Source organism: Aquibium oceanicum, from assembly GCF_001889605.1.
In the GTDB taxonomy this organism is placed as follows: domain Bacteria; phylum Pseudomonadota; class Alphaproteobacteria; order Rhizobiales; family Rhizobiaceae; genus Aquibium; species Aquibium oceanicum.
This window is the reverse complement of record NZ_CP018171.1, coordinates 1,747,838-1,765,366: the sequence shown is the minus strand read 5'-3', so window position 1 is coordinate 1,765,366 and position 17,529 is coordinate 1,747,838. Positions and strand designations below refer to the sequence as shown.

Genomic DNA, 17,529 nt, shown 5'->3' with positions numbered 1-17,529 from the left:
AGGACACATCAAGGCGCCAATGCTTCCAAAACCACCGGCATAAAGACCGGCGTCCTGACCCCGTTGCGCTCGACCAGCTCGCCGGCCCGCGTGGCGTCGCCGTAGAGCCGGTAGGCGAGCACGGTCGAGGGCAGCGACAGGTTCGTCTCCACCCGCACCACCGGCGCCTTGTCGGCCGCCGCGCGCGACAGCGCCAGGGCCGCCTCCCCGGAGATGCCGGAGATCCAGGCGAAGGCCTCGTCGGAGAAATCCCCGGCGGTCTCGATCACCGGCGCCACGGTGCGGGCGAAGCGCTCCCGCGCCTGCATGGCGTCGCGCCGCGACGGATAGTCCACCCGCACCACCGCGACCGACAGCGCCGCCGCCATGACCAGCCGCTCGGCATCGGTCTCGACCGTCGCATCGGCGGCGGGGATGGACGCCGCGACGATCGGCGCGAGTTCCCCGGCCGCCCCGCGCAGCGCGGCGATCCGCCAGGCCTCGGCGAGGTTGGCGACCGTCGCGGCTTCCGCGAGCGCGGCCTGCGCCGCGAGCCAGGCCGCGTTGCCCGCCAGCCCGACCGCCCCGGCGATGCCGGCGATCCGCGTCACGGCGCCGGCCGCCGCCAGCCCCGCCCGCAGTGCCAGCATCGGCACGCCGGCGGCAAGGGCCGCGCCGAGCGCGCCGGCCGCGAAGGACGGCAGGAACGGAACCGCCGCGAGCCCCTCCTCGATGAAGCCGATGTCGAACCGCACCAGCCCGGCGCGGTCCTTCACCCGCGTCAGCCGCCAGCCCTCGACCCGGGCGCGCAACGCGCCGCGCATCGGCAGCACCAGCGTGCCGGGCCCCTTGCGGTCGAGCATGGCGGCAAGCGCCAGCGCCGCCGCGTCCGCCAGGTCGCCGGTCACGTAGGCCGCGACGCCGAAGCGCTGCGGGTCGCGCCCCATGTCCTCGATGACGCTCGTCTCGGCATAGGCGATCGGCGACACCGAAAGCCGCCGCGCCCCTGAAATGTCCTCCGCGTCGACCTTGAACGGCACCCCCCGGAACGAAGCCGGGCGGAAAGCGTGCAGCCAGTTTCTGGCCATCACAGGTCGTCCGGGCTGGTGACGGACTGCCCGGTGTTGCCGGGGAAGGCGCGCGGCGGCCGGACATTGCTGTTGAAGGCCGCCGCCGCCGCCGTGCCATAGGCATTGCCGGCCGCAGCGGCTTCGGCATTGAGCTTCTGCGAAGCCGCCTCGCCGAACCGCTGTCCGCCCTGCTCGCCGCCGGTCGTCATCGCGCCCTCGATCTTCTGCCCGAACTCTTCGGCGCCGAGGTCGATCTTCATGGCATCGCGAAACGAGGTGTTTCCGTCCGCCATGGAACCGAAGAGGAACTTGCGCCAGCTCGAGGCATCGGTCTCGTTGCCGAGCCCGGCGGCATTCAGTCGCTTTTCGAGCCCTGCGGCCGGGTTCGTGACGCCCCGGTTCAGGAATTCCTGCATCGGATCGGCATTGAGCCGCCTGACCGCCGCGTCCCGCCGCGCATCGGACTCGGCCTTGCCGTAGCTGCCATATTGCTCGGCCAGCGAAATCGACCCCGGATCGCGAACCGGCACGATGTCGCGCCGCACGGTGGAAAGCCGCATGGCCTCCAGCCCGGCATACTGCCCGCGCGCGTCGAGAAGGATTTGCCGCTTGCGCGCCGTCTCCGCGTCCCGGTCGAGATTGCCAAACAGCGATCCGATCTCGCCGCGTCCGTAGGCCGCGAGATCGGAGCGGTAGCGCTCCTGCATCGCGTTCGCCCTGGCGATGGACCAGCCGGTGTCGCCGTGCACCTTCTTGTACCGCTCCTGATACTCGGCGTAATACTTGCCCTCCGAGAAGCCGCCCTTGGTCAGCTTCTCGCGCCCGGCGCCGATCTCGGCCTGCCGGTCCATCATCTCGTTGGCGCCGGTCAGCAGCTTGTTGAGCTGGTCGAGAACGGGCGCCCCGACGCTGTCGGCAAGCCCGCCCAGATTGTTCTTCAGGATCTGCACCTGGCTCGACCAGAGTTCCATCTTGCGCTGCGCGGCTTCGGACACGCTGCCGAGATACTTTTCCTTTTGGCCCACCATTTCGAGGTTGCGGCCGAGTTCTTCCACGCCGGCCGACAGTCGCATCACCTCATCGTCGAAGCCTTCGCCCAAAAGGCCCCCGAGGAAGAGCGCGCGGTCGGCGTTGGAGAACCGGGAGAGCTTGTCGAAGAAGAGGTCGAGAGCGCCGGCCGCGTCCTTCTCGATCAGCCGCGCGAACTCGTCGATATCCCCGACGATCTCGCCGAGTGCGTTCCTTGCCTTCTCGCTCAGATTGCCGGGCGCGATCAGCTTGCCAGTCAGCGTGTCCATCGCCCGCGCCGCGACCTCGGCCGGGATCTTGAGGTTCAGCATCGCCGCGCCGTAGGCGGCGATCTCCTCCTTCGCCAGGCCGAAGTTCTTCAGGCTGGCGCCCACGCGGTCGACGAAATTGACGATGTCGGCCTCGTCCGCGATGCCGCTGTCGGCGAGGAAGTTGATCAGGTCGGCGAACGCCTCGAGGTCTTCCCGGGCGATGCCCATGCCGGCTTCGAAGCCGGCGAAGGCGTTGCCGACGTCCTCGGCCGCCATGTCCCACGCGTCCGCGACCTTGGTCGTCAGTTCGGCGAAGTCCCGCAGCTGGTCGAGCGGGATCCCGGCGGCCCCGCCTCGCTCGAAGGCGGCGGCAATCTCGCTCATGGACACCGGCACGTCGCGCGCCATGCCTTTGATCTGCTGGCGCAGGCTTTCGAGCTGCTCCTCGGTCGCGCCGGTCTTCTTCTGGATGCCGAAGAGTGCGTCCTCCATGGTGGAGGCCGCCTTGCCGACCTGGTAGGCCCCATAGGCGATGGCCGCCGGGCCGGCATAGCGCGTCAGCATCGGCATGACGTCGGCATACATAGCCCGGGTCGTCTTCACCCACGCCGACTGCCGCTGGTTCGCCGCCTCGGCCGTCTTGTAGACCGCGCCGAGCTTTTTCTGCACCGTCGACAGAGCGTCCATCGGCCCGAGCTTGGCCGACAGCCGCAGGACGGCTTCGATCGTGCGGTTGGCCATGCCCTATGTCCTCATGCCGATCTGCCGCGCGGTGCGTGGGCCCGCAGCCACTCCAGCCACCGGTCGCAATAGGCGATCACCTCGTCGAACGTCAGGTTTCCGACTTCGTCGATCCCTCGTCCGCCGCGCCAGAGGAGTTCGTCCGCGCACGCCGCAGCCTCCGCGCTTCGGTAAAAAAACCGATGATAGTTTCCTTCAGCGTCATCGAATCGACCAGGTCGAGATCGAAGATCTCTGCAAGCGAAGGTTTCACCAGCAGCCTGTCGCGATAGGCCTCGATCCGGTCGAGATACTCGACCACGATCGACCCCCCATCCGCCCCCGACGGCTGCACCTCGACGGGATCGCCGATGGCGAAATGTTCACGATGCTTCGGCAGGCGCAATTCGATCGCATTGAATGCGGTCCCGTGCGCCTCGTACTGCCGGGAAAGAGGGATGGTCTTGTTCAAGGGAACGTCTCCGGTTTACCGGCGCGAAGCGCCGCAAGCCCGACCGGGCGTCGCGGCTTATGCCGCACCCCGTCCGGAGCGAGCCGCGCAGCGGCGGCAGCGTGAGGACAAAACAAAGCCAGCAGGCTGGGCTTTACCCCAGCCTGCGATAATAGTCCGCGACGATGCTGATGCCGCCGATCTCGCCGTTGATCCGGTTGAGCGAAGGCCGCCCGCTCCAGAACGCGCCGGTGAAGAGGTGCGTCACGCCGGTCTGTTCCTCGACGATGGTGATGTTCTCGCGCGGCCCGTTGAGCCGCGTGTTCCAGTCCAGCCCGTCGTCGCGCACCGAGAGCTCGGCGGCCGGCGCGGTCGGCGTCATCGTCCGGTCCACGGACCCGTCCTGGTTGGTCACGCTGTCGTTCGACTGCGCCGACGGCATCACGGAAATCGTGCCGCGCAGCGACAGCCTGTAGCCCGCCGACGAGGTGACGGTCATCTTCCCGCCGAAGTCTTTCCCGGCCATGGTCTTGCTCCTGAGTGAGTGAGTAGCAACCTTTCGGCCCTATGGGCCGAGCCGCCGACTGGCGGCCGCGCCTCGTGGCGCGCGCTCCCGAGCCTGATCGAGGGGCCGGAGCGAGCCGCGCAGCGGCGACAGCGTGAGGACAGAAAGCAGTTCCGCTAACGGAACTGCGAATAAACCACCGTGTTCGCCGCAATGATGTCAAGCGGGTTCACCATATCGAGCGGCGCATAGACATTGACCCGGTTCGGATTGTCCGTGTCGCGCCGCACGTCGAGCAGCTCCGCCGCCCGCACCGGGTTCTCCAGGATGCCGGTGAGCACCATCTCCTGATAGGTGTGCATGAAGGTCGCCGCGATGTCGCGCGGCGTCGACACCGCCCCGACATTGCCCGGATTGTCGTCGGCGATCGCCTTCTGCCCGTGCTCCATGGTCAGCGCCGTGCGGAACTTGCGCAGCGCATAGGTTAGCTGGCCGATCTTCTGGATGTCTCGGAAGGTCGTGTCCGTCACCCCGTTCGTGGTGCGCTGCATGGTGATAATCTTGTCGATCAGAACCGTGCCGGTCGAGTCCACCTTGAAGGTCGAAAGACCCGAGCGCAGCATGCTGTCGCGCGTCGCATAGCCGTACCACTTGGTGCGGTCGCGCGGCGGAGCGATGCCCTCGACCCACACCCCCGACTGACCCCGCGAGACGTTGCCGTTGGCGCCGTTGGAGAGCCATACAACGATTGCTCCTACAATCGCCGCCGCCCAGGTCCAGGCCGGATGCGGCGTGTCGGCCGAGGCCGGCCGCGCCAGGCACGAGATGTGCCGGTTGTCCTGCGCCAGCCCGTGCGTGGTGAGGTTGGAGATCGTGTCGGTGAGCGGGTAGAACACGTGCCCGTAGAGCTGCACGTTCCACGCCCAGCGGCCCGAGACGTCCGAAAGCAGGCTCTTGTAGCGGCCGATGTTGGTCGCGTCGGAGAACGGCGACACGATCCAGTCGAAAGGATCGTCGCCGAGCGCTGCCAGCGCCGCCGACAGGTCGGGGTTGCCCGAACCCGCCGTGACGACCGCCTCGGTGATGCGCCCGGTGAAGGCGTTCGACCCGTCCAGCACGGGGATGAAGATGTCGATGTCCGACAGCAGCGCGCCGGCGTGCCGCGCCGTCAGCGTCACGACCTCGTCGGCCACGGCCGAGGTATAGGGCAGCGAGGCCTCGGTGAGCGGATTGTAGTAGCCGGTGATCGCCGCGTGCAGCGCCGCCGCCACGTCGTCGGCCGTGTCGCCCGCGCCGATCGTAATCTGGATCGGTTCGCCCGCGATCTCGATGACGCCGACCCCGCCGGCCGCCGGCACGCTGTCCACCGTCAGCGTCCGCACCTCGGCCGTCCCGGTCGCCGGCACCGAGACGATCCACAGTTCCTGTGCCGGCGCGTTGCGCCGCACGGCGCGCACCATGTCGTCCAGCATCGACCCCGCGCCGGCAAGACGGCGACCCTCCATGGTCGACGGGCAGATCACCGGCACGTTGTCGGTCATCAGCCCGCCCGAGATCTTGTGCCCCACGAGCAGCATCCGCGAGGAATTCTCGAACTGCCCACCCGAATTCACCTCGAAGGTGAAGATCGGCGCGACCAGGTTGCCGGGAATATAGTTGAAGACGGTCATGTCCGTTTCCTTCTGGGCTTTCGAGTGGTGCCTTTTGTCTTCGCCGCAGGCGCGGCCGCGACTGCGGACCGCGCGTCGTCGCGCGCCCCTTCGGAGCCGCAGGTCGCGGAGCGACCGGTGCGCGGCGTGAGCACAGGAATGATCCCGCCCTCGGCGATCAGCGTGGCGTAGAACCGGCTCTCCGGATCGATCGCCTCGCCCTTCTCGCCCGGCTTGAACAGCCGCCCCCCGCGATCCGGCATAGGCACCCGCGCCTCCTGATCGGCCAATCGGTAACGCGTCATATCGAGACCTCCGAAGCACCGCTCGCCTCTTCCTCGCCCCGTTCACGGGGAGGGGGTCCGAAGGACGGGCGAGACCCGTGGCTCGCCCCAAAGGCCCGGTGAGGCGAAGCCGAACCGCCGGCCGCGCTTGGTGAGGGGCACCTGCAACTCCATCACCGCAGATCGCCCGTGGACGACACGAACTCCCCCTCCGCTTCCGGCGCGATCCGGATATCGGCCAGCGGCGTCCGCCCGATCGCCGAGAAATGCGCGCCGAGCTGGTCGAGCCGCGACCGGGCGTAGGAATTGGCCGGCAGGCGCGCCGCCAGCGTCCTGAGCGGCTCCGGCAGCCCGGCCTCGTCCGAAAACACGTCGTCGCGCGCCATGCAGGTCAGCCGCATCGTGGTGCGCTGGAAGCGCAGACCGAGTTCCGGCACCGCGAAGGGCTCCCAGTCGACCCGCCGCACGGCGCGGATCATGTGACGGAACAGGTCGCCCTCGGGCGCGAAGAGCAGGACGCGCCGGATCTGTCCGCAGAGCGCCGCCAGCACCAGGCGCGCCTCCGGATCGTCCCCCGCCATCGCGTCGACGAAAGGCACGCCCTCGTCCTCCGCCACCACAGCCAGTTCGGCGACGAACTCGATCTCGATCGATGCGTCGGTGTCGTCGAACTCCGCCGCCTCGCCGCGCGTGTCGGCGCGCGCCTGGCGCGAATAGACGGCCACCACAGGCGTGTAGCCGTCCCACTCCGAACGGTCGTCGAGTTCGTTTAGCGCGGCCGACCGGCTGTCGAAGATCCGCGCGCCCGCGAGCGTCGGAAACGCCCCCCCGCCCTGGTTCGCCGCCGTCGGCGACAAGGCCTCGATCGCTGCGAGCCGCGCTGCCTCAGCTGAAAGCATCATTATCCCTTGGGGCCGTGAGTAGAACGGCCAAAGCGAGGCGCCCGATCTCCCCCCTTGAGGGGGAGATGCCCGACAGGGCAGAGGGGGGTGCCTCGCGAGATCTCACCGCGCTCGATTGACCTGAAAGACCCGCCGCGCCGACCCGTCGGCGTCCACGCCCTCGATCTTGTACCGATCGTGCCCGTGGGCGAGCAGGTCGCCGCGGCGCGGCATGTACGGCCATTCCGTCGTCGCCGCCGTCACGACGGCTTCGAAGAACACCATCTGGCCCCGCCCGGTCGGATCGGCACCCATGCGGCGCTCGCTGGCGATGCCGGGCGGGTTGAACTCGAGCGAACCCCGGAAGTCGAACTCCTCCCGGTCCCAGTCCGGCACCTGGCCGTGGTTGACGCTCTGGCCCGCCTTGCGCGGCAGGAGCCGGAACGTCTGCCGGTCGAACACCCCGGCCGCGACACTCTCCAGTCGCGCCTCGGCCTCTTCCCAGTCCATAGGACGATCCTTCGCACAGCCGAGACGAACTGCCTGTCGTCAGGTCGCGACCGCGGCCCGCCGGTCGTCCGGCGCCCGGTCTGGAGCGCAGGCCCGAAGGGCCGCTCGCGCGTGAAGACGTATCAGGTCCTCTTCCCCTGGATCAGCACCTTCGGCCGCGTGCAGTACTGCAGCGCGTTCGACTGCACCTCCATGTCCACGCCCTTGTCGTTGGGCATGGGATACTGCTTCATGTAGAGGCGCTTTCCGAGCGTGTTGACCGTCTCGATGTAGTCGGCCGGCCCGTAGACCGTGCGGAACAGGCCGGGGGCGCCCGTCGGGAAGAGATGGCACTTGTCGGTGTTGACGAAGGTCGTGTTGCCGACCGCGCCGCGATAGTTCTCCCAGACGATGTTGCCGAAGGCGAAGGTTCCGAAGACGCCGCTCGACCCGTCGTCGACATAGCCGCGCCGCAGTTCGGACGCCTCCTGCTGCTGGAGATAGGTGGCTCGCACTTCCGGATGGGCGATCAGGTCGTCGAAGAAGGCATCGCCGCAGATCGCGCGCACACCCGAGAACGGCACGCCCTCGAGGATGCCCGCCATCTGCCGGTAGACCGCCGCGCATTTCTTGCGCAGAACGCCGCCGGTCGGGTTGGCATTGTCGAGATCGAAGTCGATCTCCGTCTCCTGGGTGACGCCGAACTCGTCGAACAGATTGAGCGTCGAACCGTCGGCATAGGTGACGATGCCCTTGATCGCGCCTACGCGATGATACTCCTCGGTTGCCGCGAAGGACTGCGAATGCTGCATCATCCGCTCGGCGACCTTGCCCATGACGGTCTCGACCTCGCTTTCCATGCCGAAGGCGCGGATGCCCTGCACCTCGTCGGCCATGACGGCGTCGTCGATCTGGAAATGCGGGATCGTCAGGTTGCGCAGCGTGCGCTTGGCCTTGTCCGTCGTCTGGCCGGGGCCGCCGCGCGGCGTCGGCGAGACGAGCGTCAGGATGCCGTTCTTCTCCTCGATCGCGACGGTCAGCGTCGTCACGGAGCTGGAGTTGAAAAGGCCCAGACGGCCGATATGACCGGGAACGAACTTGATCTTGTTGATCGCGTCGGTGAGCGAGATGACCGAAAACGGATCGCTCTTGAAGATGTCGAGCAGCATTGGAGGTTCTCCCCTCGAAGGGCTGATGATTGGGTGAAGGCGGCGCTTGCCGCGACACCCTCCCCCTTGTGGGGAGGGTCGCCCGTCAGGGCGGGGTGGGGTAAACCGCCTACCGGACGATGATGCCCTTGTCGGCGAGCGCCTGCAGGCCGTTCGCCTTGTCGGCGGCGGCGATCCCGGTCTTCCAGGTCAGCAGGTGTCCGTTCACCTCCGCGTGGCGTGTGATCGCCGAGATGGCGGCGCTTTCGCTTTCGCCGGTCGTCGCTTCGTAGAGCGCGATCGCCGCGGCGACCTCGAAACCGTCCGTGGCGGCCGGATCGTGCGCCCCGTACTCGAAGTCGGCATTGTCGGCCTGCACCGTCACGGTGAAGCGGTCGCCCGCCACGAAGTCGCCGGACCCGTCGGCGATGGTGAACTTGATCTCCTTGTTGAAGGCGACACCCACCGTGGCCTTGCCGATGGACCGGCCGGTCGGATCGAACACCTCGAAGGTACCGGCATTGGTTGCCGGCTCGATGCAGACGATGTTGTAGACGCCGTCCTTCGCCCTGGAGGAGACGGCGGGATCGGCGAGCGTCAGCGCGCCGGAGCTGGCGGTGTTGCCGGCATCAGCCGCGGCGGTCGCTACGACGCCCGCCACGACGGCGCGTTTTCCCAGCACGCTGCCGGGCTTGATGGTCTGCTCGGCTGCGATCGTGATGTTGTCGCGCGAGAACATGCGCTGCGCTTCGCTCAGCACGAACTCGGCCGCATGGCGGCCTTCGGTGAAGACGGTCATTTTTCCCTCCGGAAGTGAGGTTGATCAGAGGACCGGGCGAAGGCCGCGCCGGCGGTTGGTGGGATGCGGCGCCTACTTGGCGCCGCGGCTTTCGAGCACGCTGTCCCAGCTCGCGGTGGCGGGGGTCTTCCCCTTCCCCGGCTGCGCCAGCCCGGCCGAGGCCGCGCGCTGCGCCTCGTAGGCGGCGGGGTCCGGCCTGAGATCGGCCGCCGGCTGGGCAGGCGCCTGCGCCGAGGCCTCAGGCTTGTTCGCCGGCACGTTCGCGGTGACGAAACCGACGATCGCCTCCGCCGACATGCTGCCGGCCGTCTTCGCCAGGTCGAGCGCGGCGGTCATGCGGCCGGCGTCGCCCTTGATGCCTTCGGCGGAGAGGATCGCGTCGATTCGGGCCATGGCGGCCGTATAGCCCTCGGCTGCGTTGCCCTGCGGCTGCGTCGCCGCGGCGAGCGCGGCCGTGACGGCGGGGTTGGCCCCGCCCTGTGTCTGGGTGGACATGGTCCCTCCTGTGGTTGCGGCCTCGCTCGGAGGCGCCGGGTTGGCCGGCGCATCTGCACCGGGTTCGACCTCGATCGTGTCGAGGGCATGCGTGGGATCGCGGTGCACGGCGTTCCGGATCGCGGCGATCAGACTGGCCATGATCAGCTCCTGTTCACTTCCTTGACGAAGGCGTCGAAGGCTTCGAGCGGATCGCCGATCGCGTCCACCAGCCCCCGCGCCAGTGCTTCCGGCGCCTCGAAGGCCTCGGCTTCGGTCGCCATCACCCTGGCCTTCGTCGTCCGCCCGCGGCGTCCCGCGGCGACCGTCGCCGCGAACTCCTCGCGCATGGTCTCGACCAGCGCTTGCCAGCGCGCCGCCATCTCGGCGCCGAGAGGCTCCCAGGGGTTGCCGTCGGCCTTCTTCTTTCCCGCGCGGATGATGGTGAGCTGGATACCCTTCTGCTCCAGTTCGCCGCTGCGGTCGGCATGGACGATGATCACGCCGATCGAACCGGCGCCGCCGTATTTCGGCGCCACGATCGACCGCGCCTGCGAGGCGAGCATGTAACCGGCCGAATAGGCGAAGTCGGTCAGGATCGCGATCGTCGGCTTTTCCCGCGACAGCCTCGCGATGGCGCCGGCGGTCTCGAAGCCGCCATTGACCTCGCCGCCATAGCTGTCCACCTCGAAGACGACGCCGCGCACGGCCGAGGACTGCCGCGCCAGCGCGATCTGCGCCTGGAGACCCTGGTAGGACGTCTCCCCCGACGAAGCGCCGATCCATCCCCCCTTGTGCACCAGCGATCCTTCGACCGGGATGATCGCAACGTTGTCGATCATGTCGAAGGGCAGCAGGTTGGCACACGTATAGGCCCGCTCGATCCGCCCGCCGAGCTTGCCGGCGAGCGGCCGGCCGTCGGCCCCCGCCACATGGTCCGCCGCGCCTTCCGCGTTCGTGATCACGATCGTGTCGCCGGCGATGCGCCCGCCCAGCCCGTGCAGGAAGGCCTCCGCCTTGCGCGCGTCGTAGAGCAGCGGCGTATCGAACAGCCGCTGCGCGATATGGCCGTAGCGAAAGCTCATCGCGTGCCTCAGATGAACCGCATGCGCTTGGCGAAGCGCCCGCGCCGGCCGGTCAGTTTCAGGTCGCAGGCGCCCTTGAGCCGCGCCAGTTCGGCGTCGATCGCCGCCATGTTCGCCTTGGCCACGCGCATGCGCCGCTGCGTCACCGGCGAACGGATCTCGATCTCTTCCAGCTGGTCGCCGGCGAGAAGCTTCAACTTCGCTCCGTAGAGCGCCTGCCACAGCGCGCACGGATCGTCCTGGTCGACCTCGACGCCGCCGAGTTTTATCAGCGTCGGCATTGCAGCCTCCCATCCTCACCCCCCTTGGGGGAGAGGTGTCGCGGGCGAAGCCCGTGACGGAGTGGGGGTATCCTCGATCACGACGCGTCTTCCCGCTTGCGAGGCACCGTCTCGCCATCTTCCTTCTCGTCCTTCGGCGCGCTGTTCTTCGGCACGAAGGGCGAAGGCATGCCGTTTTCGACGTAGCGCTTGTGCTCCGCGACGCGCTGCTCGAACACCTCGTCGGGGTCCTGCCCGAGCTCGGCGATCTCCGCCGCGAGCGTGGTCGTGCCGTTGACGATCTTCTCCGTCGACGCCTTGGCGCTCTTGCCGTCGTCGGCGGTCGGCTTCGCCGGCCCCTGCCACAAGGCCCAGCAAGCCGAGTCCCGGTTGGCGCGAAACGCCTCGTATCCGCCCGGGAAGTCGATCCGCCCCATGCCGATCTCCTCGTCGAGCCAGCTTTCGTAGACAGCCTGTGCGATCGGCGCCGCGATCCGCTCGCGACGCCTCACCACGACGGGCCAGATCGACGAGTTCTCCATCCGCACGCTCGAATAGGTCGAGTTCGTGTGGTCCATGGTCAGGCCGCCGGTCGTGATCCCGATCGCCCGCGCCATGTCGCGCGACAGCTCGGCCGAGACCGGCAGGAACTGCGGGCCCGGCGTCTTCGTCGTCAGCAGTTCCAGCTTCTCGCCCGGCGCGAGATGCGACACGGTCGGCTCCCCGCTGATCGAGATCTTGCCTTCAGCCGCCCGGTCGAGCGCGGCCAGAAAGTAATCGCGATAGTCGTCGGTGAGGCTTTCCTTGTTCTCTCCCGGCGCATCACCCAGCGCCGTGATCGCCTCGAACGCGTCCTGCGATGGCGACGGGCTGGTCAGCGCAATGCCGAAGATCGTCTGCAGGATCGAGGTCTGGATCGTCGCATCGACCAGGATCTCGTGCTGGATGTGCTTGCGGAGGGCCGGTGCGATGCGCGAAATGCCGCGCACGTCCGACACGTCCATCGGGTCGAAGACGTGTATCACCTGCTGCCGCCCCATCGGGTCGAGCGCCATGTGATCGCGCTTGACGGTGATCCCGTCCTCCATCTCCTCGAAGCGGTAGGCCACGGGACGGCCGTTCTCGTCGTGGACCACCCCCTGGAAGATGTTTTCGAACGCGTTCGTGTCCTGCACCAGCTTGGTCGGCGTCACCATGCAGAGCTTCGTGCCGGTCGTGATGCCGTAGCGTCGGCGCATCGCCTCGGTGAAGAAGTCGATCCGCCCGATCGCCTCGCCGAAGGCCATGTCCCAGCGCAGCCCGATGTCGATCGATTGCGGGATCGTGTGCTTGCCGCGCACGTCGCATTCGCGCGGGTTCCACGCGTACTTCTTCCAACGTTTCTTGATGCGCCGCGTCCACCCGGTCGTGAACTCCGGCGACCAGCCCAGCGCCTCGGCGTCAGGCTGCGGGTTGAGCACCAGCTCGACCCCGACCGTGTCGGCGATCACTTGGTCGGCCGCACCGCGCAGTCGGCCCGAATTCTGGATCAGGTCGAGCGCCAGGCCCGCCGCCCGCTGCCACGCCACGCGGATCTCGTCGCGGCTCTCGCGCAGATAGGCCGGCCGGGTGTTGATGACAGCCGACCGCGTGTCGCGCAAGTAGGCGGACCCCGGACGTGGCCGCAATATCTCCCCGGCCAGCGCGGGCGCCGAACCCGCCTCGACCCGATAGCGCGGTTTGTCGGTCACTGCCGCTTCTTCCACCTGTTTTTACCGACCGCCGTGTCGGCCTTCGTCGCCGTTTTGCGGGCCGCCGGTACCGCCGCTTGCGCCGCCGGCGCGAACAGCCCGTCCTCGAAATCCATCTGCGCGGCGGGCGGCGGCGTCTCGCGCTCGGCTTCGATCCGGTCCCAGATCGCATCCGGCAGGCCGCGCACGCCGTAGAGGATCGCCGCCACTTCCGCCTGGTTCATGGTGTCGAGACCCTCGTTGGCTTGCGCCGGGTCCTTCTCCCACTTGTACTCGGTGAACCCGTCCTTGCGCCGCTTGGGCACCCTCCGCTCGGCGGTGAGCTGGCGGTAGTACTCGTCGTCCATCCCCTTCGGGAGCCCGACGAAGCCGCGCTCGAGCGGATCGGTCTTGGCGAGGTTCCGGTAGAGCGCCATCTTCAGCACGGAGCTGTTGAAGGTGTAGAACCGCCGCGAATACCGGATCGTCTTGCCGGTGCGGTGGTTGCGTTCCTTCTTCACCCGCTGCGTCAGCGGGGCGCTCTCGCTGTTGGCACCGCGCACCATCACCACGACGCCCGCGGGGTGCCGCTTGGCCCAGTCCCACACTTCCTCGGTGTAGGCGTTGCCGTCGATCGCGCACCGGTCGGGGGCGATCCTGCGGCCATGGACGTTCGGCCAGGTCTGCTTCGTCAGCGCGTCCAGCCGCTCCTGGCACGTCTTGTCCGATATGTGGCCGGGGATCACGCCATAGTCGACGACGAAGCGCCGGAAATCCCGCCCCCAGGCCACCGCCTGCCACTCGACCCGGTCGCCCTGGCAGTCGATCCCGAGCGTGAAGACCAGTCCGCCCTGCGGGATGCGTCCCCGCGAATAGTCCGACTGCGCCGCGCGGTCGCGAAGCATCTCCCAGGGAGGCGATTCCCCCGCCGCGACATAGGCCCGGCCGACCGTGTCGTTGAGGAACGTCTGCTCGGATGCCGGATCGCCGCGGGCGCCGATCCACTCCCGGGCGATGCGTTCCCAGCTCTGCAGCGCCGAGACGACGGACCAGAGCGAGAACGACCGGTGATGCCGCTTCGCCTTCGGGTTCTGTGCCCGCCATTCTCCGAGGCGAACGATCGATCGGCGATGATGCTCCTCGATCGTGGCGCCGCATTCGCCGCAGGTGAAATGCGCGTCCTCCGGCTTCTCCTCGTCGATGTTGGCGAGCAAGTTCTCCCATTCGAGCGTCTGGTAGTGCCCGCAATGGGGACAGGGCACATGCAGGTGCTCCTGGCTGCCCTCCTCGAAGTTCTTCGTGATCCGGCATCCCGGCATCACCAGCGGCGTCGAGATCTTCAGGATCTTGGCGAATTCGTAGGCGCGCGACCGGCTGTCGGCCTGCGTTTCCGGATCGCCGGCGGAATTGTTCTCCCATTTCGACAGGTCGTCCTGCACCTGCCGGGTCATCGACACTTGGCTCAGCGATGCCGCCGAGTTGGCGCCGGAGATCTGGATCGCCCCGCGGCCGTCGACCCGCTCCTTGTAGAGCAGGCTGTCGAGCCCGTCGCGGTTGCGCATCGGGAACAGGCGCGCCAGCGCGGGTGTGTTGCGCAGCATCGGCGCGAGCTTCATCTTGCTCCAGCGCTGCGCGTTGCTCTCCGTCGGATGGACGTAGAGGATGTCGCCCGGGTCCATGTCCATGGAGCCGAGCGTGAAGATGTTCGCCAGCACGGTGCCGCCGAGCTGCGCCGACTTTATGATCGTCACGACCCGGCACGGGTCGGCCGGCGACAGTGCCCGCAGGATCTCGTCGAAATACGGGAACATGTCCCGGTTGTAGGGCCCCGGGAACGGGCTCTCCCGCTTTGAGAAGACGACGTTGCGCTCGGCCCAGTCGAGATAGTCGACGTCGGGCGGCGGCTCGAGGACCTCCGCGAGCACGTCGCGCGCCAGGCGCTCCGCATTGGCGGTGTTGACGATCATCGAGGTCACGTCAGTTCACCGTCGATATCTCGTCGGCCTCCAGCACCGTCTCGACCGTCTCCGGCATCGCCGCGCCTTCCGCCGCGGCCTGCTTGGCCGCCGCCGTGCGGATCTTGCGGAATTCTCGCCGCATCAGGTGCAGCACGTCGCGCTGCGGCACCTTGAACTCGGCCGCCACCGCGTTGGCGAGGTCGGTGAGCCCGCCTTCGAAGACGAGCATCATGCCGGTCGCGACCCGCATCATTCCCGCGCGCGACGCTTCCGTCTCGACCAGGGTGCCCGAGGCCTCGGCATCGGCGATGGCGGCGTTGCGGTTGGCGCGGCGAAGCTGCTCGAGCTTCTGCTGCTTGATCTCGTATTCGACGCCGGTCGGCTGTGGCGCCCTGCCCTCGCGCGCCGGCGCGGCATCCTGCGGAGCGGCGGTACCGGCATCGGCCTCCGGATCGTCCGCGTCGAGCCGCGTCTCGATGCCGTTGCCGAGCCGCTGCGAGATGTCGAGCGTGAGCCTGAGGTCGGCCTTGGCCCGCTCGACGATGATCTTGGCGCTCCGCCCGCTGCCCTGCAGCGATGCCGGGGCGATCTTCCCTTCCGCGAGGTACTGGCTGACGCGGCCCGGCGAGACACCGATCAGCGCCGCGAACGCGCCCTTGCTGACGGCGGCTTCCATCCAGACTTTACCGTTGTTCTTTAGTGCTTTAGCCGCTCTTTAGCTTTTTAGGCTTCGAATTTACTCTCAGACTGCCCAAATCCCGGGGTCGCCCCGGCCCGTTGGTGGGGGGTGCGAATGTACGGTCCCTTGGCAGGGGGGTGCCCTCAGCGCGGCAGGAGGCGGCCGAGTTCGTGCATGACGCGCGGCGCCAGCACTTCCTCCAGCACCTCGGCCATCACCGCGATGTAGACGTCCTGGTTGTTCGTGATGTCGTGCGCCGGGTTCGGCCCGAACAGCTCGCGGATCTGTTCCTTGTCCTTGTCCACCATCTTCGTGCCAGGGACACGCCGGAAGACGCCCGTGTGCCCGCTGTCCATCTTCGCGATGAAGGCGTGCCGATACGACCCTCGAAGCCTGACCCGCACGCCGCGCGACGTCTGCGTGGCGCCGAGCTTGAACAGCGGTATCCAGCCCGAGCGCACCACCACCTCGGCCGTGTGCCCGCCCGCGTTGAAGCGCGCCGTGGTCTTTTCGCGGATCACCTTCTGCGACAGGTCGAGACGCGGCGCCTGGCGGCGGACCACCCGCGTGCGTGCCGTCTCGCTCACCCGGCGCATGGCGCGGGCGAAGACCTTGGCCTTGATCTCGCCGGGCAGCCTGCCCATCGCGCGGGCGATCTGGGCGAGATCGGAGGCGTCGATGTCGATCACGGCCGCCTCGTCCCACGAAAAAACCCGCCGCGGATGCCTCCGGGCGGGTCGTCTGATTTACCGTGTTCAGACATACGTCAAGTTTTTGCCGCTTGTCAACGGCCTATTTCACCGCCTCCAGCACCCGCGGCGCCGACGCCGCCTCGCCGTCCACCCAGGGCGTGGGCGAGTGCTGCGCCGCCACCACGTCCCAGTCGGCGAGGCAGCCGTCGAGTTCGGCCGCCAGCGTCGCCAGGCTCAACACCCAGACCTGCCAGTCCATCCGCGCCAGCGCCACCAGCCACGGGTCTGGCGCCACGACATACTTGCGGTAGGCGCCGCGCTGCGGCCGGCCGGCCTTCGCGTCGAACCCGTCGGTCTCGATCGCGCTCCTGCGCCCGAAGGCGTCTGTGAAGGCGCGGCTGACGAACCAGGCCGGCTTGCCCGCCCGCTCCACCATGCGCGCGCGCGGCTCCTCCGGCCAGCGCCAGTCCGGCCCGCGCCCCGTCACCGCGGCCGAGATCACGAGCGTCACCGGCAGGCGCGCCCGGCTGCCCGCCGGCATGGCCGCCATGCGCGCCGCCACCCTGGCCGACACGCCCTCCATGTGCGCCGCCATCTCGGGCACGTCGGCAAAGGCGTCCCAGTCCTCGAACCCGCCGATCTCCATGCCTTCCAGTCCGCGCACGGCCTCGCCGATCAGCGTCGCGTCGCGATGCGGCTCGCCCGGCTCGACGAAGCCGCCGCCGGAAAACCCGTCGGTCTGCACCAGCGTGCCGAGCACGCCGAGATTGTAGATCCCGTCCCAGGCCGAGCGGATGCCGGGCCCGCCGCCGTTCTCGCGGCCCTTGGGCAGCTCGTGCACGAAGGCCCAGCGCAGCAAATTCTCGATGTCCATCAGCTTTTTCATTTGTTCTGTCCTTCGCTTGCCGCGGCTTCGCCGCTCGCTGCGGACGGCCGGCCAACGATGGCCGACGCCCGGTCGGGCTTGCCGCCTTCGGCGGGGGGAACGGGCAACAGGGTCGCCAGCCCGTTCTTCTGCGAGGTCGCGTTGAACTTTTGGATCACTGCGGCCTCCAGATCGATGCCTGATGTGATCGCGCACAGGACCGCCGTGTGCACGACATCGGCAAGCTCTTCAGCGAGATGTGCCTTTGTCGCCCGAGATCCGCGCCAACCATAGCGTTCGCGTTCCAGTTTCTTGACAACGTTGCTGGAGCGGCCCGCCGCCTTCCCCAACTCGGCAATGTGGTCATAGAGCGCCTCGATCGTCTCGCCGACCTCTCCCGCCATTTCGTTGCCTCGAAATGAAAGGCCCGGCTTCTGGTCAGGACACCATTCCTCCTGCCGAACGACATGCGCCACCTGAAGACCGCCGAGCGTCAATCCAGCGCTGTTCTCGATATCCATCAGCTTTTTCATCGATTTTCCTTCCTTCGAC

Annotated in this window: 19 protein-coding genes; all 19 read right to left on the bottom strand. The window is 68.1% G+C overall.

Annotated features, from left to right (window positions below):
• Positions 1-8 precede the first annotated feature (8 nt).
• The 19 genes from BSQ44_RS08785 to BSQ44_RS08695 all read right to left on the bottom strand — a co-directional run bounded on the left by BSQ44_RS08785 (position 9) and on the right by BSQ44_RS08695 (position 17,510).
• Positions 9-1,067, bottom strand: coding sequence for a DNA circularization N-terminal domain-containing protein (locus tag BSQ44_RS08785; RefSeq protein WP_072603125.1), 1,059 nt, complete (start codon positions 1,065-1,067; stop codon positions 9-11).
• A complete protein-coding gene (locus BSQ44_RS08780) occupies positions 1,067-3,070 on the bottom strand; it encodes a phage tail tape measure protein (protein ID WP_072603123.1) in 2,004 nt (667 codons plus the stop codon). The genes BSQ44_RS08785 and BSQ44_RS08780 overlap by 1 nt, the downstream gene beginning before the upstream one ends.
• Positions 3,071-3,161: 91 nt before the next feature.
• Positions 3,162-3,521, bottom strand: a complete 360-nt coding sequence (locus BSQ44_RS08775; RefSeq protein ID WP_072603121.1) for a hypothetical protein — start codon at positions 3,519-3,521, stop codon at positions 3,162-3,164.
• 133 nt (positions 3,522-3,654) lie between these two features.
• Positions 3,655-4,026, bottom strand: a complete 372-nt coding sequence (locus BSQ44_RS08770; protein ID WP_072603119.1) for a phage tail tube protein — start codon at positions 4,024-4,026, stop codon at positions 3,655-3,657.
• Positions 4,027-4,181: 155 nt separating this feature from the next.
• A complete protein-coding gene (locus BSQ44_RS08765) occupies positions 4,182-5,675 on the bottom strand; it encodes a phage tail sheath subtilisin-like domain-containing protein (RefSeq protein ID WP_072603117.1) in 1,494 nt (497 codons plus the stop codon).
• Positions 5,672-5,923, bottom strand: coding sequence for a hypothetical protein (locus tag BSQ44_RS08760; protein WP_157894555.1), 252 nt, complete (start codon positions 5,921-5,923; stop codon positions 5,672-5,674). Before BSQ44_RS08760 ends, BSQ44_RS08765 begins: the two co-directional genes overlap by 4 nt.
• 188 nt (positions 5,924-6,111) lie before the next feature.
• A complete protein-coding gene (locus BSQ44_RS08755; RefSeq protein ID WP_157894554.1) occupies positions 6,112-6,840 on the bottom strand; it encodes a hypothetical protein in 729 nt (242 codons plus the stop codon).
• 102 nt (positions 6,841-6,942) lie between these two features.
• Entirely contained in the window at positions 6,943-7,329 is a 387-nt protein-coding gene (locus tag BSQ44_RS08750; protein WP_072603111.1) for a hypothetical protein, read from the bottom strand.
• Positions 7,330-7,451: 122 nt separating this feature from the next.
• On the bottom strand, positions 7,452-8,477 hold the full coding sequence (locus BSQ44_RS08745) for a major capsid protein (RefSeq protein ID WP_235633371.1): 1,026 nt from the start codon (positions 8,475-8,477) through the stop codon (positions 7,452-7,454).
• 109 nt (positions 8,478-8,586) lie between these two features.
• A complete protein-coding gene (locus tag BSQ44_RS08740; protein ID WP_072603109.1) occupies positions 8,587-9,255 on the bottom strand; it encodes a head decoration protein in 669 nt (222 codons plus the stop codon).
• A 72-nt stretch (positions 9,256-9,327) separates the two neighbouring features.
• Positions 9,328-9,891, bottom strand: coding sequence for a hypothetical protein (locus BSQ44_RS08735; protein WP_072603107.1), 564 nt, complete (start codon positions 9,889-9,891; stop codon positions 9,328-9,330).
• Between the two features lie 2 nt (positions 9,892-9,893).
• Positions 9,894-10,814 (bottom strand): S49 family peptidase, encoded by a 921-nt coding sequence (locus tag BSQ44_RS08730; protein WP_072603105.1) that lies wholly within the window; start codon positions 10,812-10,814, stop codon positions 9,894-9,896.
• An 8-nt stretch (positions 10,815-10,822) separates the two neighbouring features.
• Positions 10,823-11,095, bottom strand: a complete 273-nt coding sequence (locus tag BSQ44_RS26840) for a hypothetical protein (protein ID WP_072603103.1) — start codon at positions 11,093-11,095, stop codon at positions 10,823-10,825.
• A gap of 77 nt (positions 11,096-11,172) precedes the next feature.
• Positions 11,173-12,804, bottom strand: a complete 1,632-nt coding sequence (locus tag BSQ44_RS08720) for a phage portal protein (protein ID WP_072603100.1) — start codon at positions 12,802-12,804, stop codon at positions 11,173-11,175.
• Positions 12,801-14,750, bottom strand: coding sequence for a phage terminase large subunit family protein (locus BSQ44_RS08715; protein ID WP_072607950.1), 1,950 nt, complete (start codon positions 14,748-14,750; stop codon positions 12,801-12,803). Before BSQ44_RS08715 ends, BSQ44_RS08720 begins: the two co-directional genes overlap by 4 nt.
• Positions 14,751-14,760: 10 nt before the next feature.
• Positions 14,761-15,417 (bottom strand): hypothetical protein, encoded by a 657-nt coding sequence (locus tag BSQ44_RS08710; RefSeq protein ID WP_072603098.1) that lies wholly within the window; start codon positions 15,415-15,417, stop codon positions 14,761-14,763.
• Positions 15,418-15,563: 146 nt separating this feature from the next.
• Positions 15,564-16,109, bottom strand: a complete 546-nt coding sequence (locus BSQ44_RS08705) for a hypothetical protein (protein WP_072603096.1) — start codon at positions 16,107-16,109, stop codon at positions 15,564-15,566.
• Between the two features lie 103 nt (positions 16,110-16,212).
• Positions 16,213-16,998: a hypothetical protein gene (locus BSQ44_RS08700; protein ID WP_072603094.1), complete on the bottom strand. Its 786-nt coding sequence runs from the start codon at positions 16,996-16,998 to the stop codon at positions 16,213-16,215.
• Positions 16,995-17,510: a MazG-like family protein gene (locus BSQ44_RS08695; RefSeq protein ID WP_072603092.1), complete on the bottom strand. Its 516-nt coding sequence runs from the start codon at positions 17,508-17,510 to the stop codon at positions 16,995-16,997. The genes BSQ44_RS08700 and BSQ44_RS08695 overlap by 4 nt, the downstream gene beginning before the upstream one ends.
• Positions 17,511-17,529 lie beyond the last annotated feature (19 nt).